Origin of the sequence: Megasphaera vaginalis (ex Srinivasan et al. 2021) (assembly GCF_000478965.1) — a bacterium.
Classification (GTDB): domain Bacteria; phylum Bacillota; class Negativicutes; order Veillonellales; family Megasphaeraceae; genus Megasphaera; species Megasphaera vaginalis.
The window spans coordinates 113,361-139,100 of sequence record NZ_AWXA01000053.1; the positions used below are offsets into that span (position 1 = coordinate 113,361).

At 48.7% G+C, this 25,740-nt stretch carries 23 protein-coding genes; 20 read left to right on the forward strand and 3 right to left on the reverse strand.

Annotation, left to right across the window (positions count from 1 at the left end; genetic code table 11):
• The first annotated feature begins 56 nt into the window (after window positions 1-56).
• The 19 genes from HMPREF1250_RS09710 (at window position 57) to HMPREF1250_RS09800 (ending at window position 20,303) form a co-directional block, all read left to right on the forward strand.
• The gene (locus tag HMPREF1250_RS09710; RefSeq protein ID WP_023054508.1) at window positions 57-617 is read left to right on the forward strand and encodes a P27 family phage terminase small subunit; all 561 of its coding nucleotides are present in this window, start codon (window positions 57-59) and stop codon (window positions 615-617) included.
• Complete coding sequence (locus tag HMPREF1250_RS09715; RefSeq protein ID WP_023054449.1) at window positions 610-1,395, forward strand: S-adenosylmethionine synthetase N-terminal domain-containing protein; 786 nt, start codon at window positions 610-612, stop codon at window positions 1,393-1,395. Before HMPREF1250_RS09710 ends, HMPREF1250_RS09715 begins: the two co-directional genes overlap by 8 nt.
• Window positions 1,392-2,633: a site-specific DNA-methyltransferase gene (locus HMPREF1250_RS09720; protein WP_036243208.1), complete on the forward strand. Its 1,242-nt coding sequence runs from the start codon at window positions 1,392-1,394 to the stop codon at window positions 2,631-2,633. The genes HMPREF1250_RS09715 and HMPREF1250_RS09720 overlap by 4 nt, the downstream gene beginning before the upstream one ends.
• Entirely contained in the window at window positions 2,623-4,575 is a 1,953-nt protein-coding gene (locus HMPREF1250_RS09725; RefSeq protein ID WP_023054387.1) for a DNA cytosine methyltransferase, read from the forward strand. The genes HMPREF1250_RS09720 and HMPREF1250_RS09725 overlap by 11 nt, the downstream gene beginning before the upstream one ends.
• Window positions 4,576-4,695: 120 nt before the next feature.
• Window positions 4,696-5,406: a hypothetical protein gene (locus HMPREF1250_RS09730; protein ID WP_023054454.1), complete on the forward strand. Its 711-nt coding sequence runs from the start codon at window positions 4,696-4,698 to the stop codon at window positions 5,404-5,406.
• On the forward strand, window positions 5,390-5,611 hold the full coding sequence (locus tag HMPREF1250_RS09735) for a DUF4314 domain-containing protein (protein WP_023054439.1): 222 nt from the start codon (window positions 5,390-5,392) through the stop codon (window positions 5,609-5,611). Before HMPREF1250_RS09730 ends, HMPREF1250_RS09735 begins: the two co-directional genes overlap by 17 nt.
• A complete protein-coding gene (locus HMPREF1250_RS09740) occupies window positions 5,611-5,787 on the forward strand; it encodes a DUF5049 domain-containing protein (protein ID WP_023054510.1) in 177 nt (58 codons plus the stop codon). The genes HMPREF1250_RS09735 and HMPREF1250_RS09740 overlap by 1 nt, the downstream gene beginning before the upstream one ends.
• Before the next feature lie 93 nt (window positions 5,788-5,880).
• Window positions 5,881-6,162, forward strand: coding sequence for a hypothetical protein (locus tag HMPREF1250_RS09745; protein ID WP_225723632.1), 282 nt, complete (start codon window positions 5,881-5,883; stop codon window positions 6,160-6,162).
• 163 nt (window positions 6,163-6,325) lie between these two features.
• Window positions 6,326-7,891, forward strand: a complete 1,566-nt coding sequence (locus HMPREF1250_RS09750; protein ID WP_196806875.1) for a terminase large subunit — start codon at window positions 6,326-6,328, stop codon at window positions 7,889-7,891.
• A gap of 115 nt (window positions 7,892-8,006) precedes the next feature.
• Window positions 8,007-9,053 (forward strand): Fic family protein, encoded by a 1,047-nt coding sequence (locus tag HMPREF1250_RS09755; RefSeq protein WP_023054408.1) that lies wholly within the window; start codon window positions 8,007-8,009, stop codon window positions 9,051-9,053.
• Window positions 9,054-9,193: 140 nt separating this feature from the next.
• Window positions 9,194-10,477 (forward strand): phage portal protein, encoded by a 1,284-nt coding sequence (locus HMPREF1250_RS09760; protein WP_023054483.1) that lies wholly within the window; start codon window positions 9,194-9,196, stop codon window positions 10,475-10,477.
• Complete coding sequence (locus HMPREF1250_RS09765; RefSeq protein ID WP_023054451.1) at window positions 10,443-11,141, forward strand: head maturation protease, ClpP-related; 699 nt, start codon at window positions 10,443-10,445, stop codon at window positions 11,139-11,141. Before HMPREF1250_RS09760 ends, HMPREF1250_RS09765 begins: the two co-directional genes overlap by 35 nt.
• A 138-nt stretch (window positions 11,142-11,279) precedes the next feature.
• Entirely contained in the window at window positions 11,280-12,842 is a 1,563-nt protein-coding gene (locus HMPREF1250_RS09770) for an ABC transporter substrate-binding protein (protein WP_023054489.1), read from the forward strand.
• The gene (locus tag HMPREF1250_RS09775) at window positions 12,839-13,789 is read left to right on the forward strand and encodes an ABC transporter permease (RefSeq protein ID WP_023054481.1); all 951 of its coding nucleotides are present in this window, start codon (window positions 12,839-12,841) and stop codon (window positions 13,787-13,789) included. Before HMPREF1250_RS09770 ends, HMPREF1250_RS09775 begins: the two co-directional genes overlap by 4 nt.
• Window positions 13,786-14,625, forward strand: coding sequence for an ABC transporter permease (locus HMPREF1250_RS09780; protein ID WP_023054467.1), 840 nt, complete (start codon window positions 13,786-13,788; stop codon window positions 14,623-14,625). The genes HMPREF1250_RS09775 and HMPREF1250_RS09780 overlap by 4 nt, the downstream gene beginning before the upstream one ends.
• Window position 14,626: 1 nt before the next feature.
• On the forward strand, window positions 14,627-15,433 hold the full coding sequence (locus HMPREF1250_RS09785; RefSeq protein ID WP_023054509.1) for an ABC transporter ATP-binding protein: 807 nt from the start codon (window positions 14,627-14,629) through the stop codon (window positions 15,431-15,433).
• Window positions 15,430-16,179, forward strand: coding sequence for an ABC transporter ATP-binding protein (locus HMPREF1250_RS09790; RefSeq protein ID WP_023054464.1), 750 nt, complete (start codon window positions 15,430-15,432; stop codon window positions 16,177-16,179). Before HMPREF1250_RS09785 ends, HMPREF1250_RS09790 begins: the two co-directional genes overlap by 4 nt.
• Before the next feature lie 674 nt (window positions 16,180-16,853).
• The gene (locus HMPREF1250_RS09795) at window positions 16,854-19,331 is read left to right on the forward strand and encodes an autotransporter adhesin (RefSeq protein ID WP_023054503.1); all 2,478 of its coding nucleotides are present in this window, start codon (window positions 16,854-16,856) and stop codon (window positions 19,329-19,331) included.
• A gap of 96 nt (window positions 19,332-19,427) precedes the next feature.
• Window positions 19,428-20,303, forward strand: coding sequence for an aldo/keto reductase (locus HMPREF1250_RS09800; protein WP_023054436.1), 876 nt, complete (start codon window positions 19,428-19,430; stop codon window positions 20,301-20,303).
• 156 nt (window positions 20,304-20,459) lie between these two features.
• Here the strand turns inward: HMPREF1250_RS09800 and pyk are convergent, their stop codons facing one another.
• From pyk to HMPREF1250_RS09815, 3 genes are all read right to left on the reverse strand, one after another.
• Complete coding sequence (pyk, locus tag HMPREF1250_RS09805; RefSeq protein ID WP_023054487.1) at window positions 20,460-21,425, reverse strand: pyruvate kinase; 966 nt, start codon at window positions 21,423-21,425, stop codon at window positions 20,460-20,462.
• A gap of 1,867 nt (window positions 21,426-23,292) precedes the next feature.
• Complete coding sequence (locus tag HMPREF1250_RS09810) at window positions 23,293-23,751, reverse strand: MarR family winged helix-turn-helix transcriptional regulator (protein WP_036243213.1); 459 nt, start codon at window positions 23,749-23,751, stop codon at window positions 23,293-23,295.
• 81 nt (window positions 23,752-23,832) lie between these two features.
• Window positions 23,833-24,330 carry a hypothetical protein gene (locus HMPREF1250_RS09815; protein ID WP_023054463.1) on the reverse strand — a complete coding sequence of 166 codons (498 nt, stop codon included), beginning with the start codon at window positions 24,328-24,330 and terminating at the stop codon, window positions 23,833-23,835.
• A 277-nt stretch (window positions 24,331-24,607) separates the two neighbouring features.
• Here HMPREF1250_RS09815 and HMPREF1250_RS09820 point away from each other — a divergent pair, with 277 nt between their 5' ends.
• A complete protein-coding gene (locus tag HMPREF1250_RS09820; RefSeq protein ID WP_023054423.1) occupies window positions 24,608-25,039 on the forward strand; it encodes a DUF523 domain-containing protein in 432 nt (143 codons plus the stop codon).
• Window positions 25,040-25,740 lie beyond the last annotated feature (701 nt).

Genomic DNA, 25,740 nt, shown 5'->3' on the forward strand with positions numbered 1-25,740 from the left:
AATAAGGGCGGCCGTCTTTGGTCGCTCAAAATTTATGTAGGAAGGCGGTGAGAACGGTGCCGACAAAATCAAACAATACGGGCGGCAGAGGCGGCAAGCGTCCGGGCGCGGGCCGTAAGAAAACCGCCGTCCGTGAGAAACAGGAAAACGGGAATCCCGGCGGCAGAAAGCTTGAGGTGCTGAACATTCTGGACACGCAGGGCGAGGATATGCCGGAGCCTCACGAGTTCTTATCGGCTCGACAGCATGACGGCTCCACGCTCTCCGCTGCGGAGATATACAGGGAAACTTGGGAGTGGCTTGATGATCTCGGTGTAGCAAAAGCCGTATCGCCGCAACTGCTCGAACGCTATGCCATGTGTTCTGCACGGTGGATTCAGTGCGAGGAGATGACCACCAAACTCGGATACCTATCCAAGCATCCGACTACAGGCAAGCCTATCACCTCGCCGTTTATCAATATCGGGATAAATTACATGAACCAGGCGAACCGCCTGTGGAACGAGATATTCCAGATAGTCAAAGAAAACTGCTCCACGGAGTTCGGCGGAACGAATCCGCAGGACGATGTGATGGAACGGCTCCTAAGAGCCAGAAAGGGAATGAACGATGTTTGAGAAAGTGAATCCTGCGCATCCGGATAAACTTGCCGACCGTATCGCCGGGGCAATCGTGGATACCGCATACAGAAAAGAAGAAAATCCGAAGATTGCCGTGGAAGTCCTGCTCGGTCATGGAATGTGTCACATTATCACGGAAACTTCCGTGCATATTCCGAAGGGCGATATTACATCTATCGTTCAGCGAATCGTGGGAAATGTAAAAATCAGCGTTCAGGAAGTTCCGCAGGACGGCCACCTCTCCCGAAACCAGGATGACGGTTTCCGCTGTGGAGACAACGGCATCTTCAAAGGCGTGCCTGTGACGGAGGAACAGAAAAAGCTGACAGGGATTGCCGCCGACATTTACGGGAAGCATCCGTATGACGGTAAGTATATTCTTGACGGCGATAACCTGACTATCTGCCAGAGCAAAGCCGAAACGCAGCAGTTAAAGAAAACATATAAAAAAGCCGTAGTCAATCCCCTCGGCAACTGGACGGGCGGCACGGATGTGGACTCGGGCGCCACCAACAGAAAACTCGGTTCTGATATGGGCGATTCCGTCACGGGCGGCGGCCTGCACGGCAAAGACCTGTCCAAGGCTGATGTGTCCGTGAACATTTGGGCATGGCTCAAAGCACAGGAAACGGGAACGGTTGTGGAGCTTTCCTGTTCCATCGGTGATGACACCGTGGGCGGCACTCCGTATTCGGAGATCGTGGAGACCGCAAGGAAATACATCTCAGGTCTCGGCGGTTTTGAGAAGTTTGCGGAATGGGGGCTGATACGATGAAAACGACAACCGAAATGCAGCTTGTACCGATTGACAGGCTGATACCCTATATCAATAACGCAAGAACGCACAGCTCGGAGCAGATCAATAAACTCCGGGCTTCTTTGCGGGAGTTCGGATTCATCAATCCTGTGATTATCGACAGGGATTTCAATGTTATCGCAGGTCACGGCCGCATCTTCGCCGCCAAGGAGGAGGGGATCAAGGAAGTACCCTGTGTGCTTGTGGATTATCTTACCGAGGCGCAGAAGAAAGCCTACATCATTGCCGACAACCGTATGGCGATGGACGCCGGCTGGGACGAAGAACTTCTGCGAGTTGAGATCGAAGCTCTGCAGGCAGAGGCTTTTGACCTTTCCCTCACGGGCTTTGACGAGGTGGAGATTGCCGGCCTGTTTGGAGACGATTCCGATGTGCAGGAGGACGATTTCGATGTAGATGAGGAACTGGAAAAGCCAACTTTCTCCAAGAGCGGCGATGTGTGGACGCTCGGACGGCACAGACTGGTCTGCGGCGACTCCACGAAAGCGGAAACCTTTGATACGCTCATGCAGGGACGAAAAGCAAACCTCGTGGTTACCGATCCTCCCTACAATGTGGACTACGAAGGGGCTGCCGGAAAAATCAAGAATGACAACCTGGCTGACGAGAAGTTCTATCAGTTCCTCTTCGATGCCTTTTCCAAAATTGAAAAGGTCATGGCGGACGATGTGTCCATCTATGTGTTCCATGCGGATACAGAAGGTCTGAATTTCAGAAAGGCATTCTCGGACGCGGGATTTTATCTCTCCGGCTGTTGTATCTGGAAGAAACCGAGTCTTGTACTTGGACGCTCCCCTTACCAATGGCAGCACGAGCCTTGCCTTTTCGGCTGGAAGAAAAAAGGCAGGCACCAATGGTACTCCGACCGCAAGCAGACCACGATATGGGAGTTTGAGAAAACAAAAAAGAATACGGATCATCCGACCATGAAGCCCATACCGCTTTTGGCATATCCGATTCAGAATTCATCCATGAGCAACACACTCGTACTCGATCCGTTCGGCGGCAGCGGTTCCACGCTGATTGCCTGCGAACAGACGGACAGGAACTGCGCCACCATAGAACTGGATGAGAAATACTGCGATGTCATCGTGAAGAGGTATATCGAGCAGGTCGGCTCCGCGGACAAGGTTTCCGTAGAGAGGGACGGCAAGACATACAACTATGCGGAACTGGAGGCGCCGGATGGAGAGTAAAATGAAACTCGGCTCCCTCTTTGATGGAAGCGGGGGATTTCCGCTTGCGGGGCTTATCTCCGGAGTGGTGCCCGTGTGGGCTTCAGAGGTAGAGCCTTTCCCAATCAGGGTAACCACAAAGCGTTTTCCGCAGGTAAAGCGCTACGGCGACGTATCAAAGATGGACGGCGGCAAAATAGAGCCGGTTGACATTATCACATTCGGCTCGCCTTGCCAGGACATGAGCATAGCGGGCAAACGGGAAGGTCTGAGAGGTTGTCGGTCTTCTCTTTTTTATGAGGCAATCAGGATCGTCAAAGAAATGAGGGAGGCTACCAATGGCGAATATCCGAAATACATCATCTGGGAGAACGTCACAGGCGCATTCTCCTCAAACAAGGGCGAGGATTTCAGAGCAGTCCTCGAAGCGGTCTGCTCGGTCAAAGAAAACAAAGCTGATATTCCTCGATATGACAAATGGCCGAACGCAGGACTTGTCCTGGCAGACGGTTTCTCAGTCGCATGGAGGGTATTTGATGCTCAATACTGGGGAGTTCCCCAGAGAAGAAAACGCATCTACCTTGTCGCAGATTTTGATGGACTGTGTGCCGGAAAGATATTATTTGAGTCCGAAGGCCTGTCAGGGCATCCTTTCGAGGGCTTCAAAGCGTGGCAAGGAACTGCCGGAGGTGCTGAAGGTGGCATTGGAGAGGCAGGCGGTATTTGCCTGAATGACCAAGGCGGGCAGCGTATGGATATCACTGAGGATGTGACGGGAACGTTACGAGCAGAGGCGCATCATCCGCCTGTGGTCATGGGTTCGGCGGGGTTCTGTACGGAACACTCTGAAAAGAGCCGTTCTATCGGCTATGAGGAAGAAAAATCCCCTACACTCCGTGCCGGCATCGTTCCTGCGGCGCTGATGTTTGAGAATCACTCGCAGGACACGAGATACACGGGACCGCTTGATAAATCGCAGACCGTCCTTGCTACCTTCGGAACAGGCGGCAACAACCAGCCGCTTGTAGTGCAGAAGCCGAAAACCTACGATGTGCGTTTCACATCCGAAGCCACACGGAATGCAAGGCAAAATTGCTATGAGACCGATACGGCAAGAACCATCGACACAGGCGGCAACGCTCCCAATTCCAACCAAGGGGGCGTGGCCGTGGTGGAGGTCAAAGCCTACGGCATCAGTTCGGATAAAAGCCATGCGATGCTTTCAGATAATCCTCACGCAGGGATTTACGAGGCTGAAACCTCTCGGACGCTCGATACAAGGTGCGCAGATCCCGGATGCAACCAGGGCGGCATTGCCGTGGTTGCCATCGAGGGAAACGGCACAAGACCTTCCCACAAGGGCAGCGGCTATTCTGAAGAGAACGTCAGCTATACCTTAAACGCTACGGAACAGCATGGTGTGGCTTACGGCATAGACCGTGCGACATACAACATGGGACAGAACGCGCGGTTCGGTCTTGCCATCGAGGAAGAGGTCGAGCCGACTATGGTGGCAAAAGGTCCCGGCGCTGTCGCTCATCCCGTCTATACCACGAGCAAGAATTCCTACCACACAGAGACTGAGGAAGATGTGGCGAATACGCTGGTCGCTACGGATTACAAAGATCCGCCGACCGTAATCGAGGAGCCGTATTACATCGTACGAAGGCTCACTCCCACCGAGTGTGCAAGGCTGCAGGGATTCCCGGACTGGTGGTGCGCTGACCTCGGAACGGATGATCCGACCGATGAGGAGCTTGCTTCCTGGAGGGATGTTTTTGAAACGCACAGGAATGTCGTGTCCGGCGCATCCAAACCGAAAACGGACAAGCAGATAATCAAGTGGCTCTCCGATCCGCATACGGACTCCGCCGAATATAAGATGTGGGGCAACGGTATCGCACTCCCGTGCGCTGTTTTCGTGCTGTCAGGCATTGTGTACTACTCACAGTTCCGAGTCTGATATTCTGGCGATAATTCTACAAAGAAAATCCCGTTATTCGCTTGCTATTTTAGGGCTTTAGAGTGATGTATATAACAGCCACAAGGCACAGAAAATCAAGCGAAAGCGGAGGTAAACGCAATGCAAGTAAAGTACAACGTCACAGGCGCACGGCGCAAGAAACTGGTCAAGGTCATCTCCGACACCACGGGAGCGAAGGCGGAATACAAATTCATGCCGACCTGCAATTACGAAATCGATTACTTTACGGTCACCAAGGACGGTACACTCGAATTTGACGACCGTGCCGACAGCGAGGAGATCGAGCAGGTGATTGAAGCCATCGCCGCCGCAGGCTTCGACTGTGAGCCGCAGGACGGCGCGGATGCGGAGGTTGAGAAAGTATTCGAAGCCGAAGAAAATGCGCCACAGGGCGAAACAGGAGACCTTACGGTGGAGATTTCGCTCGATAAGGTTTCGGTGGGCAACCTCACCAAGCTGTTGGATGCCAAGGGAACGCTCATCCGAAAGGCTCTCGGCATCGAGGACCTCCGAATCGAGGTCAAAGAGGACAGGGTTTCCTTCCCCTGGTTTGCGGAACTGCCGGATGCGGATTCGGTGAAAGCCTGCACGCATTTCATTGCCGCACTCTGCGAGATGAGCAGAAATGCCAAGCGAGTGACCGCCGCGGAAAAGGATGTGGACAACGAGAAGTACGCATTCCGCTGTTTCCTCCTGCGGCTGGGATTCATCGGTGCGGAGTACAAGGCCGAGCGGAAAATCCTGCTGAAGAACCTCACAGGGTCTTCGGCATTCAAGAACGGAGACGCTGACCATGAGATTTCCGAATAAGGAAACGGTCGACCGCATCCGCAGGGAGTATCCTGCAGGAACACGGGTGGAACTGGTACGGATGGAGGATGTGCAGGCTCCGCCGATTGGAACCAAAGGCACGGTTATCGGCGTGGATGATATAGGCTCCATTATGGTTCGCTGGGATAACGGCTGCGGGCTATCCATCGCTTACGGCGAGGATTTATGCAGGAGGTGCGACTGATGGATATGAAAATAAGGAAGCAGATTCTTGCCGTGCGAGATACCGCGCTTACCAATATGTTTGATGTGAATGCTGTTCAGCGGATTGCTTATGAAATGGGTTTCTATGAACTGGTAAATTACCTTGAGGAAAACCGAAAGGAATACATCCGATTCATCCTCACCGGCGAGGAATAATTCTGCATATTTCTTTGAAAAACTACAGAAAAGGCTTGCTGGTACCTCCGTTCAGAGTGATATATGTACATGCCGAAAGAAACGGAGGATACGATGATGACAATCAACGAAGGAATGAGAAAATACAGGCTGTCGAATCCCACCACGCCGGAGGACATGGAATGCCGCCGAAGCAAGATGCTGAACTTCGGAGATAAGGTGCTGCTTGCCGGGTACTACTACAATGGGCAGAACAAGCCTTCCTATTTCGGAGCGGTTTACGAGTACCTCGAAGACGGCAGGAAGACTTGCGAAAGCACCATCGGACTGGCGGCGGTCAGCGAGGTCGAGTTTGAGGATGAAGGCCACGCAATCGCCTGGGCGATGCAGCAGTAAGACACAGAGAAAAAACAGCAAAAGGGACGGGCCGCAAGGCTCTGTCTCTCGTACAGACAGATTTTAGAAAGTCGCAGAGATGCTGCTGTTTTTATTCCATTTTCGGAAGGAGGAGACGCCGTTGGCAGTACGGAAACTGAAGAAATATAAGCCTACCAAGTTCATGGCGGATACCTCCCGCTATGACAAGAACCTCGCTGATTATGCCGTGATGTTCATCGAGCAGCTGTGCCATACCAAAGGCACATGGGCGGGAAAGCCCTTCGAGCTTATCGACTGGCAGGAGCAGATAATCCGCGACCTGTTCGGTGTGATAAAGAAAAACGGCTACAGGCAGTTCAGTACCGCATATATTGAGATTCCGAAAAAGCAAGGCAAGTCGGAACTTGCGGCGGCTATGGCGCTCCTGCTCACCTGCGGCGATGGCGAGGAACGAGCCGAGGTCTACGGTTGCGCCGCGGACAGGAACCAGGCAAAGATTGTTTTCGATGTCGCTGTGGATATGGTGCGGTTCTGTCCTGCGCTTTCCAAGCGCGTGAAGATACTCGCATCGCAGAAACGGCTCGAATATCTGCCCACGCACAGCTTTTACCAGGTGCTTTCGGCGGATGTGGCGAACAAGCACGGCTTTAATACCCACGGCGTTATCTTCGATGAACTGCATACCCAGCCGAACAGAAAGCTGTTTGACGTCATGACCAAGGGCTCCGGCGATGCGAGGATGCAGCCGCTGTTCTTCCTCATTACCACGGCAGGCAATGATACGCATTCCATCTGCTATGAACAGCATGAGAAGGCTCTCGACATCATGAGCGGAAGGAAAATCGATTCGACCTTCTATCCTGTTATTTATGGTGCGGACGAGTCGGAGGACTGGACTGATCCCGCCGTGTGGAAAAAGGCAAATCCCTCGCTCGGTATCACGGTTGGCATTGACAAGGTAAAAGCTGCCTGCGACTCCGCAAAGCAGAATCCCGGCGAGGAGAACGCTTTCAGGCAGCTGCGTCTTAACCAGTGGGTGAAACAATCCGTCAGATGGATGCCGATGGACAGGTGGGATGCCTGTTCCTTCGCTGTGAGCGAGGACGATCTGGAAGGGCGAATCTGTTACGGCGGGCTTGACCTTTCAAGTACCACGGACATCACGGCGTTTGTGCTGGTGTTCCCTCCGCAGGATGAGGAGGACAAATACAGTATCCTGCCGTACTTCTGGGTGCCGGAGGATACTCTTGACCTTCGGGTAAAGCGCGATCATGTTCCCTACGACCTGTGGGAGCGTCAGGGCTTGCTTATGACCACGGAGGGAAATGTTGTTCATTACGGCTTTATTGAGAAATTTATCGAAGAGCTTGGCACAAGGTTTAATATACGGGAGATTGCCTTTGACCGCTGGGGCGCGGTGCAGATGGTGCAGAACCTCGAGGGAATGGGCTTTACCGTTGTTCCATTTGGACAAGGGTTCAAGGATATGAGTCCTCCAACCAAAGAATTCATGAAGCTTACATTGGAAGGACGCATCGCCCACGGCGGACACCCTGTCCTTCGGTGGAATATGGACAACATCTTCATCCGCACCGACCCGGCTGGGAATATTAAAGCCGATAAGGAAAAATCCACGGAAAAGATTGACGGGGCAATTGCGACCATCATGGCTCTTGACCGCGCAATACGCTGCGGAAATGACAATACTGCCTCGGTCTACGACAGCCGCGGTATTTTATTCATATGACCTCTACATATTTGACCTTAAATGGAAAGGAATATTAAGGGTTTATTCCCTTAATATCTTGATTTTTACCTTATAATATACTAAAATTTAAGGGTAAAAGATGGGAGGTAAGGAAATGAGAGTGTTCAACTACTCATTGATTCGGGATAAAAAGTGGGATTCCGATCTGCTGGGGCTTATCGCCGCCATATACAAAGAGGCCGGAAAACAGGAGATGTATCTGAAACAGAGACCGGAGGAACTTGAGAAATTGGTGGAGATAGCCAAGGTGCAGAGTACCGAGGCATCAAATGCCATCGAAGGGATTGTTACCACGAACACACGCATCAGACAGCTTGTTGAAGAGAAAACAATACCAAGGAACCGGGATGAGCAGGAAATCGCAGGTTACAGGGATGTGCTGGGTATCATTCACGAGAGCTTTGATGCAATCCCTATTACACAGAACTATATTCTTCAACTGCACAAAATCCTCTATAGCCACATGAATAATCCCGTGGCAGGAAGGACGAAAACAGTACAGAACTATATCAGTGCGACTTATCCGGACGGGCATAGGGAAACGCTCTTTACTCCGGTTGCGCCTTTCGAGACGCCGGCTGCGCTGGACAAGCTGTGCGAGGAATACAACCGTGTTATCGGGAATATGGAACTTGAACCGCTGATTGCGATTCCTGTTTTTATACACGATTTTCTTTGTATCCATCCGTTTAATGACGGAAACGGGCGTATGAGCAGATTGCTTACAACGCTCCTTTTATACAGAAGCGGATTCTATGTCGGAAAATATATTTCTTTGGAAGCGAAGATCGCTAAGAATAAGGATTTATATTATGATGCGCTGTCTGCGTCACAGGATGGTTGGCATGAGGGAGCAGATGATCCTGTCCCGTTTATCAAATACCTTCTTGGAACGATCCTTGCGGCCTACAGGGATTTTGAGGACCGCTTCTCCCTTGTGGAAACCAAACGATCCGCACTGGATATAGTGCGGCTTGCAGCGCAAAACAAGATAGGTCGTTTTACCAAACAGGATATTCGGGAACTTTGTCCGTCTCTCAGCGTCAGTTCCGTAGAGGGAGCGCTGCGCAAGCTGGTGGCTTCCGGCGAACTGAGACGCGAGGGAAGCGGCAAAAGCACCTGCTACTACAGAACAAAGTAGCATTCCCTTAAGAAGAATAACTTTCCCTTAATATTATGGATGTTTTAAGGGAGAGGAAATCGATATAAGAGAAAGCATCTGCCTGATTACACAGGCAGGTGCTTTTTTCATGCGTCAAACAGGAAGGAGCGTGATGAGATATGGGAATATTCAGTGGGTTATTTCGGTCAAGGGATAAGCCTGCCGACAGCACGGCCGGATCGAGATACGCCTTTTACATGGGCGGAAGCAGCGCAGGGAAACTTGTGACGGAGCGGAGCGCCATGCAGATGACGGCTGTATACGCCTGTGTGCGTATACTCGCAGAGTCTATCGCGGGGATTCCTCTCCATCTATATCAGTACAACAGCAAAGGAGGCAAAGAAAAAGCAGCGGAGCACCCGTTGTTTTTTCTTTTGCATGATGAACCGAACCCGGAGATGACGAGTTTTGTGTTTCGGGAAACGCTCATGACGCATCTGCTGCTGTGGGGAAACGCCTATGCTCAGATTATCCGTAATGGCAGGGGTGAGGTAACGGCTATCTATCCCTTGATGCCGAACCGTATGAAGGTAAACCGTGATGAAAATGGCAGGCTATACTACGAATATACACGTTACGGCGATGAGGCGGGGAAGCGGGATTGTGAGACCGTAAAGCTGTCACCCATAGAAGTGCTGCATATTCCGGGACTCGGCTTTGACGGACTGGTGGGGTATTCTCCCATCGCCATGGCGAAGAACGCCATCGGTATGTCTATGGCCTGCGAAGAGTTCGGCGCAAAGTTTTTTGCTAACGGCGCGGCGCCGGGGGGCGTGCTTGAACATCCGGGAATTTTGAAAGATCCGGCAAGGGTGCGGGAAAGCTGGAATGCGACGTTTGGCGGCAGCGGCAATGCCAATAAGGTGGCAGTGCTGGAAGAAGGCATGAAGTACACGCCGATTTCCATGTCGCCCAATGAAGCGCAGTTTCTGGAAACCAGGAAGTTTCAGATTGACGAAATTGCCCGTATTTTCCGCATACCGCCTCATATGATCGGTGATTTGGATCGATCGAGTTTTTCCAACATTGAACAGCAGAGCCTGGAATTTGTAAAGTACACCGTTGGGCCATGGGTATCGCGCTGGGAGCAGTCGCTTGCAAGATGTCTGCTTTCCGTGAGCGAGCGCGGGCGGTATCTTATCAAGTTCAATCTGGACGGACTGCTGCGCGGTGATTACGAAAGCCGTATGAACGGCTATGCGACCGCAAGGCAGAACGGCTGGATGAGTGCCAACGATATCCGTGAATTGGAGAATATGGACAGGATTTCTTCGAAAGAAGGCGGCGATCTGTATCTGGTCAACGGCTCCATGACACCGCTGCAAAATGCAGGAGCCGCTTATGATGTAAGAAAGGAGAAAAAAGGGAGTGAAGAAGTTTTGGAACTGGACGGCGAAGAATGAGAAGACCGCGGAGAGGATGCTCACGCTGTCGGGAGTGATTGCGGAAGAATCATGGTTTGACGATGAGGTGACGCCTCGGCAGTTCAAAAATGAACTGGAAAGCGGAAACGGAGATATCACTGTCTGGATCAACAGCCCCGGTGGGGATTGCATTGCAGCCGCGCAGATTTACAATATGCTCCTTTCCTACAAGGGCAATGTCACGGTCAAAATTGACGGCATTGCGGCATCCGCGGCGTCCGTCATTGCTATGGCCGGCACGAAGGTGATGATGTCTCCGGTGTCGATGCTGATGATCCATAATCCCATGACTATGGCGGCAGGGGATACGGCAGAGATGGAAAAAGCCATTGCCATGCTTTCTGAAATCAAGGAAAGCATCATCAATGCCTATGAAATGAAAACTAACCTTGGCCGGACGAAAATTGCGAGACTCATGGATGCGGAAACATGGATGGATGCCAATAAGGCGATGGAACTTGGTTTCGCCGATGAAGTGTTAAAACGGGAATCAGCAACAGCGCCGTCTGCCATGCTGTATTCCGAAAACATAGTCAACTGCAGACTTTGGAACAAGCTGGCAGAAAAATATAAGCCGAAAGAGCAGGGACACCCGGTGGATGTTTTAATGCGCAGATTGTCTTTGGAAAAGAAATTTATGTAACGGAGGTACGATTATGAATCTGATTGAATTACGGGAAAAACTGCTCCGGCTTGCCACACCTTCGGAGAAGGGTATTGAAATCAGGCAGTGGCGGGAAACCATGGCTGTTTCTTATAAAAAATGACAGAAAGGGTATGTATGAGAAAATTTACTGTTTTTCTGTTAAGTGTGCTTCTCCTTTGTTTTTGCGGTGTCTTGCAAGGGTGTAAGACGCAGGAACGAAAGGGCGAGGCGGAAATCGTTCTTGCCGCTGCCAGAGATCTCGTGCCGGGCAATAAAGACCCGTACTATGCGACGACGATACTCAAGGTATGGGAGCCGCTGGTCAGTATTTCCAATGATGGGGAGGCTGTTCCCTTTCTGGCGGAATCATGGGAAAGCAACGAGAATAAAACGGAATGGATATTTCATTTGAAACGGAACGTCCTTTTCCAGGACGGAGAGCCTTTTGACGCGCCTGCGGCGGTAGAGAATTTCAAACGCTATCAAAATATGGGATATCGTCCGTCTACTTTTTACGGTTTTTTGATTGACCGTATCTATCCCGGCTTGGAAGCCGCGGAGGCGGTGGGAAATGACTCTCTCCGTCTGCGGTTCAAGCACCCTGTGCCTATGCTCATTTACCGTATGGCCGGCTGGGGGAGTGCGATGTTCAGTCCGAAATGTTTCAACAGTGAAACCGGGGATTGGACAGGAATTGCCAAAGGAACGGGGCCGTTTCAGATTATAGAAAGAGTACCCGATTCTTATGCCGTTCTCGAAAGATTTGACGGTTATCACGGTGAAAAAGCAAAGGCGAAACGAATCCGGATACGGACCATTCCTTCTCCCGATACAAGGTATTCGGCGATGAAATCAGGGGAAATACAAGGCGTTCTCGACTTAGGCGGACTCGCTCCCATTATGGCAGAGGAGCTGGAACGGGACGGGCGTTTTTCCGTCAATTCTGCACATTCGACGATTTCCCACTACCTGACATTGAACGGAGACCGGTTTCCTTTCCAGGATGAAAGAATGAGACGGGCCATCGACTTGGCAGTTGACAGAGAAAAAATCGTTAATCATTATTTCCGCGGATTTGCCGTACCTACCCGGAGCTTCCTGAACAGTACGAATCCTTTCGGGCATATCGAAAAACCCGTGTATGACCCGGTGAAGGCGAAAGAGCTTGCCCGGGAAGTGCTGGGGGATAAGCGGGCGACTGTGAAATTTTTACTTCCCCAATACGGTATGGCACGGTATCCGTATAAGATTATTTCTGAATTTATCCAAGCGGAATTAAGACCTTTGGGACTTGATGCGAAAATCGTCATGGTAGACAGTATGACCTCTAAAAAATTAATGAGAAGCGGCGATTATGATATGTCTATCGGCACAAGAGGTTTGGGAAATCTGGATCCTACCTCGCTTTTGTCGGAATATTTTGCTTCTGACGGGGCGACGAATAAAGCCAATCATATCGGTTATGAAAATGCTGTGGTCGATGACTGTTTCGAACGGCTGAAAACCACGTACGATGTAGAGGAGAGAAGAGCGATTTATACGGAAATTCTGGACCAGCTTCTTCTTCATCCGCCCGGCATGATTCCGCTCATGGAAGATGAAAATATCGCCGTATCTTCCAATGCGCTGGGCGGCTATGATGCGGCCGTATACGGAATTACTCTCGATAAAGTCTATTGGAAAAAGGAGGACACATGAAAGCGTTTCTTTCCTATGCGGGACATAGGCTTTTACTGCTCATTCCTTTTTTGATAGGCATTACGATTTTATCTTTTCTTTTGGGGATACTTTCCCCCGGCGATCCCGCACTGGCCGTTCTTACCATGGACGGGGCGAGTGAGCCGACTATGGAAGAATTGGCGGCTATGCGCCATACGATGGGACTTGACCGTCCTTTGTGGATACAGTACGGAAGTTGGCTGTTTCATGCGGTACAGGGGGATCTCGGAAATTCCTACCTGACGCAAAAACCTGTTCTGAATGAAATCTTGAGACGATTCCCCGTCACGCTCCACCTTGCCGTTTGTGCTATCGGCTGGGTTATTTGTCTCGGCGTTCCTCTCGGCGTATGGGCGGCACGGAAAAAAGACAGCGTTTCCGAATTCGGACTCCGTATCCTGTCGCTTCTTTGTATTTCCATTCCGTCTTTCTGGATGGCCATTCTTTGCATGCTTCTTTTCTCGGAACATTTACAGATTCTTCCGTCCAGCGGATACGGGACGATACGGCAGATGATTATGCCCTCTTTCGTCCTCGCTTTGGGAACGATGGCGGCGGTGATGCGTCTTCAGCAGACGACCATGCTTGAAGTGATGGAAAAAGAATTTATCCTGACGGAAAAAGCGAAAGGAATTCCGCTGTCCCTCATCATGAAACGCCATGTATTGCCGAACTCCTTAATTCCCGTCATCACTCTTCTGGGAACGTACTTCGGTTCCGTTCTCGGCGGGTCCGTCATTATTGAAGACATGTTTTCCATTCCCGGACTGGGAAGTTACGTTCTCGCGGCGATATGGGGAAGAGATTATCCCGTCATTCAAGGCTATGTCATTGTCAGCGGTACCGTCTTTATCGTATTTAACTATGCAGTGGATATCATTTGCTATCTTCTGAACCCGTTGGTACGGAAAGGAGAAAACGGATGAAACGGAAAACAACGTATCTCCATATCCTTTACGGCTTTGCCGCCTTGACCGTTACCGTTATCGTGGCGGCCGCCGTCTTTGCACCGTGGATAGCTCCTTATGATCCTTCTGCCGTATCGATGGACGAAATATTGGAATACAGCTCGCCGGCCCACTGGCTCGGCACAGATGCTTTGGGAAGAGATATCCTTTCCCGGACGATTTACGGTGCACGCTCGTCAGTTGCTTTTGCTTTCTGTGCGGCACTTTGTACCATGCTTGTGGGACTTACGCTCGGTATGGCAGGCGGATATTTCGGCGGATTTATCGATAAAGCCATCCAGTCTTTGGTTGCCGTTTTCCAGGGACTCCCCGGAACGAGCCTTATGATAGCGATTGCAGCGATTCTTCCCGAAAATAATGCACGTATCATTATTGCCCTGACCCTGACCTCGTGGACAGGATTCTCCCGTATTGTCCGTAATGAAGTGCGGCGTATAAAAGGAGAAACGTATATGGAGGGTATACGGAGTCTCGGAGCGGGGCATTGGTATATTCTTACGAAATATGTACTTCCCAATCTTCTGCCCGTGATTATTGTCCTCTTTACACTCCGGACGGGAACATCACTTCTTTCAGCGGCGGCTCTGTCGTACCTCGGACTCGGTGTATCTCCGCCCACTGCAGACTGGGGCGTCATGATCAGCGATGCCCGTACCTATTTCCGTTCTTATCCCCTCATGATTATGGCACCGGGCATCGGAATCACTCTCTTCTGCCTTTCCATCAATCTTATCGGGGACGCTCTGCGAGACTTTTTGCAAATCAAAAAATCCCCCTTTGAAAAGGAGAAATGACATGGACATAGAAATCAAAAATCTATCCGTCTCCTTTCCTGAAGGGAAAGAACAGAGACGTGTACTGAATCCGGTGAGCCTTACGCTCAAACAGGGAGAAATCACAGCCGTTATCGGCGAGTCGGGAAGCGGTAAATCCATTCTCGGAAGTGCCGTTATAAGGCTGCTTGACGATTCGGCGGTCATAGAGGGCGAGATTTATCTGGGAGAAACAAATCTGCTCCGTCTGCCGGAAAAAGAAATGAACAAAGTGAGGGGAGACAGAATAGGCTGGATTGCCCAGGATCCCGTAGCCGCCATGAATCCTCTTATGAAAATCGGAAAACAGGTCCTTGAAGGCATCTGTTTCCACAGAAAGAAAAAAGAAGAAGAAGAAAAGGAAAACGGAATCCGCCAACTGCAGAAATACGGACTCAAAGAGGCGGAAGATATCTGGGATAACTACCCGTACCAACTTTCCGGCGGTATGGCACAGCGTGTCATGACAGCGATGATGACACTGCCGCATCCGGAATGGCTGATTGCCGACGAACCGACAAAAGGTTTGGATGCTTTTGTACGGGAACAAGTGGCAGAAGCATTCCGGCAGTTGAAAAAACAAGGAATCGGAATTATTCTGATTACCCACGACCTGCGTCTGGCGGAACGGATATCGGACCGCACGGCGATTATTTATAAAGGAGATTTAGTGGAATTCGGGAAAACGGCGGACATATTTCAAAATCCGGACCATGACTATACCAAAAAACTCTTTGCCGCCGCTCCTGACAGAAACAGGCATTCGAAAATAAAGGAGGCGGACCGATGACACTCCTTTCTGCAGAACACATCTGTAAAGAATTTGAAACGGGATGGATACATAAAGAGAAAAAAGAAATTCTTCATGACATATCCTTCACCATAGAAGCGGGTGAAACCGTCGGACTTACGGGAGCCAGCGGCGCCGGGAAATCGACGATTTCAAGAATCATCATGGGGCTTATACAGATACAAAAAGGGAAACTTTTCTTTGACGGAAAAGATATCACCAATAAAGCGGGGAAGAACAGGGAAATACAAATGCTTTTCCAAAATCCTCTGGCCTCATTGAATCCGAGAATGAAAATCATCGAATCGATGAAAGAACCGTCAAGGATACAGGGAATATCCGTAGACTATGAAAAGGAAATTCCGAAAGTCATGGAACGGTTCCAATTGCGGGAAGAATTGCTGGACCGGAGACCGCACCAGTTATCCGGCGGCGAAGTGCAAAGAATATGCCTTGCCCGCCTGCTGTTTCTGAAACCGCGGCTTCTGATTCTTGACGAACCGACGTCTATGCTTGATGTATCCGTGCAGGCACAAATTATCGATATATTAAAAGAAATACAAAAAGAACAAAATATTTCCTACCTCTTCATTTCCCATGACCTGGACCTGCTCCATTCCTGTGCCGACCGCATAGGGATATTAAAAGCGGGACGCCTCATAGAAATGGAGAAAACCGAAGTCTTATATAAAAATCCGAAACAGGCATATACAAAAGAACTTATCGCCGCCTTTGAAGATTTCTGATATATTTGTTTAAGGGAATAACCGGGAAAGTCGAGAAAACAACAGAAAACTCCACTTTTTCCGAATATCCATATACCATCCAAGGCAACAAAGATTCCGTCTTACACCACATTTGACTTAGGTGTGAAATACAGGACACAGCTCGGAAGCGTTCCCGTATCGCTCACCGCTATGTGCTATAACCTGACAAATAAAGACTACTGGATGGGAAGAGGAAGCTCTACCACATTCGGTCTTTCCATGCCGAGAACATTTATGCTTTCTGCCCGTTTTGCATTCTAAAAAGAAAGCATAAGAAAAGCAGAGATATCATACGATAAAGTTCTTTAAAAAATAGGAAGTAAATAAAATACCTGTTCCTTTTGTATGGAGCAGGTATTTTATTATGCATCGAGGAAGAAAAAGTAAAAAATTCAGAAGCGACAGACACAAAAAAGCGGTTGCCAACATCATTTGGGGGGGGAGTATAATCTTAAATGAAAGGTAATATTGATACAAAAATCTGCCTAAATTTTATTTACAATAAAATATTTCTAAAAGCTCTTATGAACCAGTCTTTATTTTGCCGGACTGGGTTGAAAAATGGAGAAAGCGGCACTTCCGCATGATTCTTTTGCTTTCCGCATTTTGAGAAAACCGATTGTCCGGCCGTATTATAGAAGGGAGACATTTTAATGATTAGTAAAGGTAAAAAGTCTGTCGCTTTGTGCGCTGCCGTATTGACAGCGCTCAGTATTTCTTGCACCGTTGTCGATGCAGCGGGCGATCCCGCCATTCCTTATTTCTCCGTGAAGTCAAAGGATCAGATCAATAATGATGGTAAAGGTGCCAAAGGGGAAAACTCTGTCGCCATAGGACCGGGGTCGACAACGAAATTCAGAGACAGTTTATCGGTCGGTACGAGTAATACAAATGAAGGATACGAAACGGTCCTCGTAGGAAATCAAAACAAAGCGTACGGATTGAAACCTGATCTTGAATATGCATACGGAGCAACGCTTGTAGGAACCAATAATACAGTCATGGGCACTTCGGGCATCCTCGCTATGGGTTCGAAAAATATCGTATATGAAGGCATCGCAATCGGGGCAGGAAATAAGTCTATGGGAGAAAATGCTGTTGCTCTGGGACATCAAAGTTCTGCCATGTACACGGACAGCATCGGAATCGGTTTCGGCACTCATGGTGATGCAGATGCCGTCATTGCTATAGGACGTGCAGCAAAAGGAAGTGCTTTGGGCGGCGTCGCGATCGGCAGATATGCAGAAGTGCATGCAAGTACAGGCGTGGCACTTGGCGAAAGCAGTGTTTCCTCACGCGGGGCAGGTGTTGTCGGTTATATGCCGGGAGCCGTAGGACAGACGGCAGAAGAAGTGGCAACGTACCTGGGAAAAGCGGAAGAATACAAGAGCTGGAAAGACGATGTGGAAAAGAATAAAGATGCTTATACTAGAGCCAAAGCATGGCATGCTGCTATAGACGCGGAGCGGAAGGCCTTTAGAGAAATCAATGAAGCTCGCATTGCGTATGCTGAAAATTCGACCGAGGAAAACAAAAAAGCCATTACAGAAAAATACGATGCATGGAAAAAAGCAAGTGATCATCGTCAAGAGACAGATGTGGCAATGAGACCGGACTTTAAGACGATTAATGATCTGAATGCCCGGTACGGACAGATTTTCGGCAAACTTATGTCCACCGGAGGTGCCGTATCCGTCGGCAATGAAAAAGAGGGCATTACCCGCCAGATTATCAATGTAGCGGCAGGAACAAAAGATACGGATGCGGTGAATGTCTATCAGCTGAAAGCGGTAGAAAGCAAAATCCCCCAAACGGGCGCGGAAGCACAAAAACACACCTCGGTCGCAGCAGGAACCAATATTTCCGTTACGGAAGAAGGAACCAATAACGGGGGTGGTAAAAACTACAAAGTAAGTCTTGCCGAGAATATCGACCTGGGCCAAAACGGAAGCATCAAAGCCGGAAACACGACGATCAATAAGGACGGTTTGACCGTGCAAGGCGGTCCGTCGGTCACCACTGATGGTATTGACGCAGGCAAAAACGTCATTACCAACGTAGCCGCCGGCACAAAAGATACCGACGCGGTGAACTTCGCGCAGCTGAAAGCGGTACAGGAAATCGCGGCGGCCAAGACCACTATCGAAGCGGGCGACAATATCAAAGTCGAAGCGGGAAGCGCGAAAGGCAGCTACAAAATTTCGGCTACCAATACTTACACGACCGGCGGCACGTATGACGCGGCGAATAAGAAAATCACATTCACGAGAAATGACAACCAAACCTATGATGTCAACCTTGCCGATTTTGTCGGTAACGTGACGGACACGAGAAATACCATTGCGAACAGTGACACCGTAACCGTAGACGATACAAATAAAAACGCGGATGGAAGTACCAACTACAAACTGAACGTCAAGACGGACGGCAAGGTCGCGAAAGACGATAAGGGCATTGTCACGGGCGGCACCGTTTACAACGAAACAAGAGTTGCCAATGACGGAAACTACATCAAGAAAGATAATACGGCAGGCCAAAACTTGACCGCCTTGGATAAGGGAATCAGTGACCTGGTAAACGGAATGGGTAAATTGGGTACAGATTCAGCCGTGGCAGAAGACGGAGCCTATGTCAAGAAAGATAAAACAGTTGGTGAAAATCTGACTGCCATGGACAAACAGGTTCAAGCAAATGCAGGAGAGATCGGTGCTTTAGTAAACGGCATGGGAGAATTGGACAGCCGTGTGAACAAGGTGGGCGCAGGTTCGGCTGCTCTTGCCGCACTCCATCCGCTTGATTTCGATCCGGAAGATAAGTGGAACTTTGCTGCCGGTTACGGTCACTACAAAGGATCCAATGCCTTGGCTATCGGCGCGTTCTATCGTCCTAATGAAAACCAAATGGTCAGCATCGGCGGTTCTTTCGGCGGTGGAGAAAACATGATCAATGCCGGTGTTTCCTTCAAAGTCGGAGAGGGAACCTCCCCGTATGCAGGCGTTTCCAAAGCGCAACTGGCACAGCGTATCAGCCGGCAGGATGAAATTATCAGACGGCAGGACGAAGAATTGGCAGCACAGAAAGAACAGATTCGTGAAATTCTGGCGCAACTGGAAGCTATGAAAAAAGCATAAATGAAAGAATGAAAAAGCCACTCGTGAGGGTGGTTTTTTTATGGACATTTGCCTCGGGTATTTCTTTTTTATACAATAGAACTAAGGAGGGATACTATGATATTTGATGAAATATTATCTTTGCATAACGGAAAAAAGATTCCCAAGCTGGGACTGGGAACCTGGTTTATTAAAGACGGCGAGGCCGCTGAGGCGGTGCGGTCGGCGGTTAAAATCGGGTACCGCCATATCGATACCGCCCAGACGTACAGAAATGAGCGGGGTGTCGGGGAAGGTCTTCTTTCCTGCGGTCTCGGACGGGAGGAAATTTTTGTCACCTCGAAAGTGGCGGCAGAGCATAAAAGCTATGAAGCGGCCATGGAATCTATTGACGGAACGCTGGAAAAAATGGGGCTTTCTTATCTGGATTTGATGATTATCCATTCGCCCCAGCCGTGGACGGAAGTGAACCAATCGGAATACCGTTACGAGAAGGAAAACAGGGAAGTCTGGCGGGCGTTGGAAGAGGCGTACGAGAGCGGAAAAGTGAAAGCCATCGGTGTTTCCAATTTCCTGGAGAAGGATTTGGAAAATATTTTGGAAACCGCCCGTATCAAGCCGATGGTGAATCAGATTCTCTGTCATGCGGGAAATACACCGCTCGCACTCATTGATTTCTGCAAGAAACAAGATATTGTGGTGGAAGCATATTCGCCGATTGCCCACGGAGAGGCGCTGAAGAACAAGGTACTTTGCGAAATGGCGGAAAAGTACAAAGTGACGGTGGCACAGCTCTGTATCCGTTACGACTGGCAGCTGGATACGGTGGTTCTTCCGAAGACGACATCGCCTTTGCGGATGAAAGAAAATGCAGAAATTGATTTCACGATTTCAAAAGAGGATATGGACCTGCTGATACATTTGGAAAAAATAAAAGACTACGGTGAGTTCGGACGTTTCCCCGTTTACGGCGGAAAGTTGGAAAAGAAATAAAAATAAAGAAAACCCTTATGGCGGTGATGGCGGTCATAAGGGTTTTTGATTGTTCTGATGAAATTATACTTCCATGATGCGCATGATATTTGTGGCGGCGGTATTTTCTTTTTTTCAGATTTCCCGAGAAAATACCGGCGGTGATGACACAAAGATCTATTTTTCTTGATATAGCCTTCTTTTTTGCAATTTTTCTATGGATTTCTCAAATATGATGTCTGTCGATTCGTAACGGGGTGCCAAAAGCGGGCGGACTCCCCAGAAGAGCATCATTTGGCGGACCGTGATTTCATCGGGCGACAGAGCAAAAATATCTACATCGGGGCGGTACTTCGAGAGGAGAAGAGCCGTATTTCCCGAAATCTGCGTGGCGGTGATGACAATCTTTCCCTCATAATTACATTTCTTAATCATGTCTTTCTGGAGACGGGGGAGCATTTTCGGATTCACTTCGACCCCCAAATCTCCGCGGGCAATCATGATACCGTCAGCGGCAACGACGATTTCATGGAAGTTTTTTACTCCTTCTTGGGATTCGATTTTGGCAATAATTTTGATTTTTGAGTTTTTTTCCGAAAGAATCCGGCGGATTTCTTCAATGCAGGAAGCATCGCGGACGAAAGAGGCGGCGATAAAGTCGAAATCATTTTCTATGGCAAAAAGAATATCCTCTTTGTCTTTTTCCGTAAGCGCCGGAAGACGGACGGGAATATCCGGTATGTTCACGCCTTTTTGCTCGCCCAGCTCGCCGCCGCTGATGACTTCGCACAAAATGTCACAGCCGTTCACGTCTTTCACGACAAGGTCAATCAGCCCGTCATCGATGAGGATATGATGCCCCGGGCGGATATCTTTGAGGATGGCGGGGTAGTTGATAAAAACTTTATCCGCCGCATTTTCCGCATCGGCAGTGAGTACAAGGGAGCCGCCTTTTTGAAGAAGCAGGGGACGGTGGTCCTTCAGCAAACCGGTCCGTATCTCCGGCCCTTTCGTATCCAGCATAGCGGCGATGGGACGGCCTGCTTCAAGAGCTGCTTTCCGGAGCATGACAAGTTTTTCCTTGTGGCTCTCCCGGGTACCGTGGGAAAAATTGAAACGGGCGACGTCCATCTGGAGAGCCATTTTTTTTCATGATTTCATAATCGTCCTGGCGGGGACCGATGGTGCAGATAATTTTAGTTTTTCTCATACAATCTCCTTGAAAAATAAAAATATCCCTGTATGTATCTATTTACTATATAGTACTACAGGCAAGGGAAATAATACACCGGGAAAGAAATAGCAGGTAAAAACAAAAAAATAAGGAAATGACTCACATCAAAAAGCCATACCCGACCAACGGGAGCGGTAAGAATCCGGGCAAAGAATACGAGTGTTAAATATACTTTTTGCGATTATCCTATGCCGGATTCTTCGCTATCACTCATCACGCTGTGGTTCCGTTCTGCTCATCCGCATGCTTATCACCGCTCAAGAATGACGGCAGGGGTTAATTACGTTTCCAAGGAATTCTTCACTGTTGTATCAAAAAGAAAGAATGCAAATCGTAAGCCGTCCCCGCTCGTCGGGGAAGGTGGCGGCGGTAGCCGTCGGAAGGGGCAAGTATGAGCAAAAAATGGAAAAACAGTTTCTACTAAAGTGGTATTAAATACTTGCCTGTCATTCTTGAACGGCGGTAAAAAGCGGTCGGGAATAGAGAAATAAAAAAGTATGGGGTAGAGTGATGGCAAGTGAACCATTTTCCGGGGAGCAAAGCGACGCTGTAAAAGTGAGTGAAACGCCATACCCGACCAACGAGAGCGGTAAGAATCTGGCAGAGGTTGTAAGTATTACATATTCTAACCTGTGTACGCAGACTTGCCCCTATCGCCTCGCAGGCTCGGCACTTGCCACCGAGTTCGGGGGAAGCTGACACTAAGGAAGAAAAAATTATAGTTTTTATTATTTAAATGCGATTTTGACGATAATCCATGCCGTCCCCGCATGATGGAAAATAAAGGAAAGAACACGAACCGTAAGCCGTCCCCGCTTGTCGGGGAAGGTGTCAGCGGAGCTGACAGAAGGGGCGAGTGTGAGCCGATATGAAAAACAGTTTCTTACAAAGCAACAGTAAATACTTGCCTGTCATTCTCGAACGAAGTGATGGCAAGTGAACCATTTTCCGGGGAGCGGAGCGACGCTGTAAAAATGAGTGAAACGCCATACCCGACTAACGAGAGCGGTAAGAATCCGGGCAGAGGAAACAAGATTTAAATGTTTTAACCTGTGTACGCAGACTTGCCCCTATCGCCTCGCAAGGCTCGGCACTTCCCTCCGTGTTCGGGGGAAGCGAACGACTACGGAAAAAAGAATTTATGTTTTTTATATAAGAAAAAGCAAAAATAATTAAATGATTCACATTAAAAAGCCGTCCCCGCTTGTCGGGGAAGGTGTCAGCGGAGCTGACAGAAGGGGCAAGGGTGAGCAGACATGTAAAAGAGTTTCTTACAGAACAGTAGTAAATATCTGCCTGTCATTCTCGAACGATAGTAAAAACCGCTATGACCGTAATGTAATAAAAGGAAATCGACTCAGAGTGAAGAATCTGGGCAAAGAATACGGGTGTTAAATACACTTTTTGCGATTATCCTATGCCGGATTCTTCGCGATCACTCATCACGCTGTGGTTCCGTTCTGCTCATCCGCATACTTCCACCGCTCAAGAATGACGGCAGGGGTGCTTTGGGTTTCGGTATGACAGTAAATGATTTATTGCCTAAAAAGAAAAGAATACGAACCGTAAGCCGTCCCCGCTTGTCGGGGAAGGTGTCAACTGACAGGTTGACGGAAGGGGCAAGTTGGAGCAGGCACGAAAAAGTGATTCGACCTGTGTGCATTTGCTTTTTTTCAGGAATAGCTGACGCTAAGGAAGAACATTTATATTTACTTTGCTACCCGCTGTAAAAGTGCATACAAAAACGCCGCCCTTTTTTGAGAGCGGCGTGATTTTTTATGCCATATCCAGATTTTTCAGAATTTTGTTCAACACACCTTGGAATATTTTCATGTCCGTGTCGGAAACACCGGCGTAGAAACGCTGATCCAAGGCAACGGCTTCTTTGTGACTGACTTCTTCCACTTCTCTTGCCCTGTCGGTGAGGAAGAGCCGGTATTTTCTTGCATCTTCAGGAAGACGCTCTTTTCTGATCAGCCCTTTTTTAATCATGACCGTAATGGTCGGATTGGTCAGATGAAGATGGTCCTCCAGCACTTTCTGGGTGACCACTTCTTTTTTGTGAGTCGATAAATAAGCAATGATCAGTGCCTGTCTGGCAGTAAGACCGTACTTTTTCATAATGTTCGTTTGCTTCAGAAGCATCCGCTTGTGTGCCCGGCCCAGGTTGTAGGTCAGACCCATCTGGTCGCTTTTTTCAAGGTCCTTCGGGTGTAAATGGATTTGTTTTTTCATGAATATCACCTGGCTGTAAAACGTAAAACATGGAAATTCGCAGTCACCGGCATTATGCACAGAAACAGACCGATCGGCCGATTACCGTCGGTTATCCGCTAAAGACGGCTCTGAAAGAGGAAGAGGTACTTTTTCACTCTGTTTCCTTGATTTTTCCTTAATATCCCAGCGGTCATTCTCATCAATTTCGCCGTAGAGAATATGCTCACCGGCGGTAATTTCAAAGGTGATATGCCCGAGGATGTCATGGCGTTGTACGGAAAAATAAGGAGATTTTACGGAATAGGTACCCTTCCATAAAATGTTCATATTCCGACGGATTGTGATGATCATCTGTCCGTCATGATGCTCCATCTCAAAAATGGTCAGTCTTTCGAATCCGTCATTGAAAAATAAAGTGGAAGATTGGGAATACCCCGGTTCTCCATAAGCAGACAAAGAAGAATAATGAAATTCTTCCTCCCGGTTTCCTACAGAAGATGTCATGCCGGCCGTTCTTTCCGGTGTCCCGGCAAGTCCTGTGACAGGCAGACATAAAGCGAGAGCGAGGACCGCTCCCAGCGGTTTAACGAAAAACATGAAACCCCTTTCTGTATTTGAATACGCAAAGAAGAGAGGAAGACATCTCTTTAGCTTTTGATTATACACACAGGTGCAATCAAAGAAGTAAGAAACATGTATTCTTCTCGGTAACTATTTTATCACTAATCACTGCTAAATGAAAATGGTTAGGAGTGAAAAAATTTTTATAAAACGGTAAATAATAAATTTAGAATAAAATGTATATATATAATGATACATGACTACAGGTCAAAATGCAATTCTGCTATACTGGAGTCAGATAAGGGAGGAACATATGAAAATCATAGTGAGTGCCTGTTTACTGGGCAAGCGGTGTAAATATAACGGCGGCGATAATTACCGGCAGGAAGTTGTCGATTTTTGCCGCGGAAAAGAAGTGATTCCCGTCTGTCCGGAAATAGAGGCAGGTATGCCTTGTCCGCGTCCGCCTGTAGAAATTGTCGACGGAAAAGTCACGGACTGTCACGGAAAAGATGTGGACAAAAAATACAGAAAAGGCGTGGAAAAGGTATTGGAAGAAATCGGGGATACGCCGGTGGCGCTGGCTGTACTGAAGTCACGGAGTCCAACCTGCGGCGTGCATGAAATCTATGACGGCACGTTCACGGGACGAAAAATCAAAGGGATCGGAATTTTGGCGGAAGCCTTACGAAACAAAGGAATTCCCGTAATTGACGAGGAAGATCCGCTATTTAATAAAAAATAAGAGCAACAAAAAAGCACGGAACAGAAAAAGGTTCCGTGCTTTTTATTTTATGAGTGAAAACAAAAAATATTGAAGTAACTCATATAAAAAAAGCAGTTCCGACTGATAAGAAATAAAAAGAAAAATGCAAAATAAAAGCCGTCCCCGCTTGTCGGGAAGCAAGCGAACCACTTTTCGAGGAGCGGAGCGACGCTGCAAAAGTGTGTGAGACGCTTTGCCTTGGCTAAGGTGTCAACCGACAGGTTGACAGAAGGGGCAAGTGTGAGCAAAAACGAAAAAATAGTTTCTTACAGAACAGTATAAATACTTGCCTGTCATTCTTGAACGAAGTGAAGAATCTAGGCAAAGGATACAAGATTTAAATATTCTAACCTGTGTACGCCAAATTGCCCCTATCGCCTCGCAAGGCCCGGCACTTCCCCCGGAGCGGGGGCAGCGAACGAATAAGGAAGAAAGAATTCATAGTTTTTACATGAGTTAAACCCTAAAATAAGGAAATGACTCATACAGAAAAGCCGTCCCCGGACACAGGGAAGGTGTCAGCGGAGCTGACGGAAGGGGCAGGGTGGATCAGAAACGGATCATATAAAAAAGCCGCTCCTGCTTATTTTGTAAAGGCGGTTTGCTGCGGAGCGGTTACCGTTTTTCATCATTGTTGTACAAAAAAACTTTCTTTTCTGTCCCGGTGGTGAGGCAGAAGA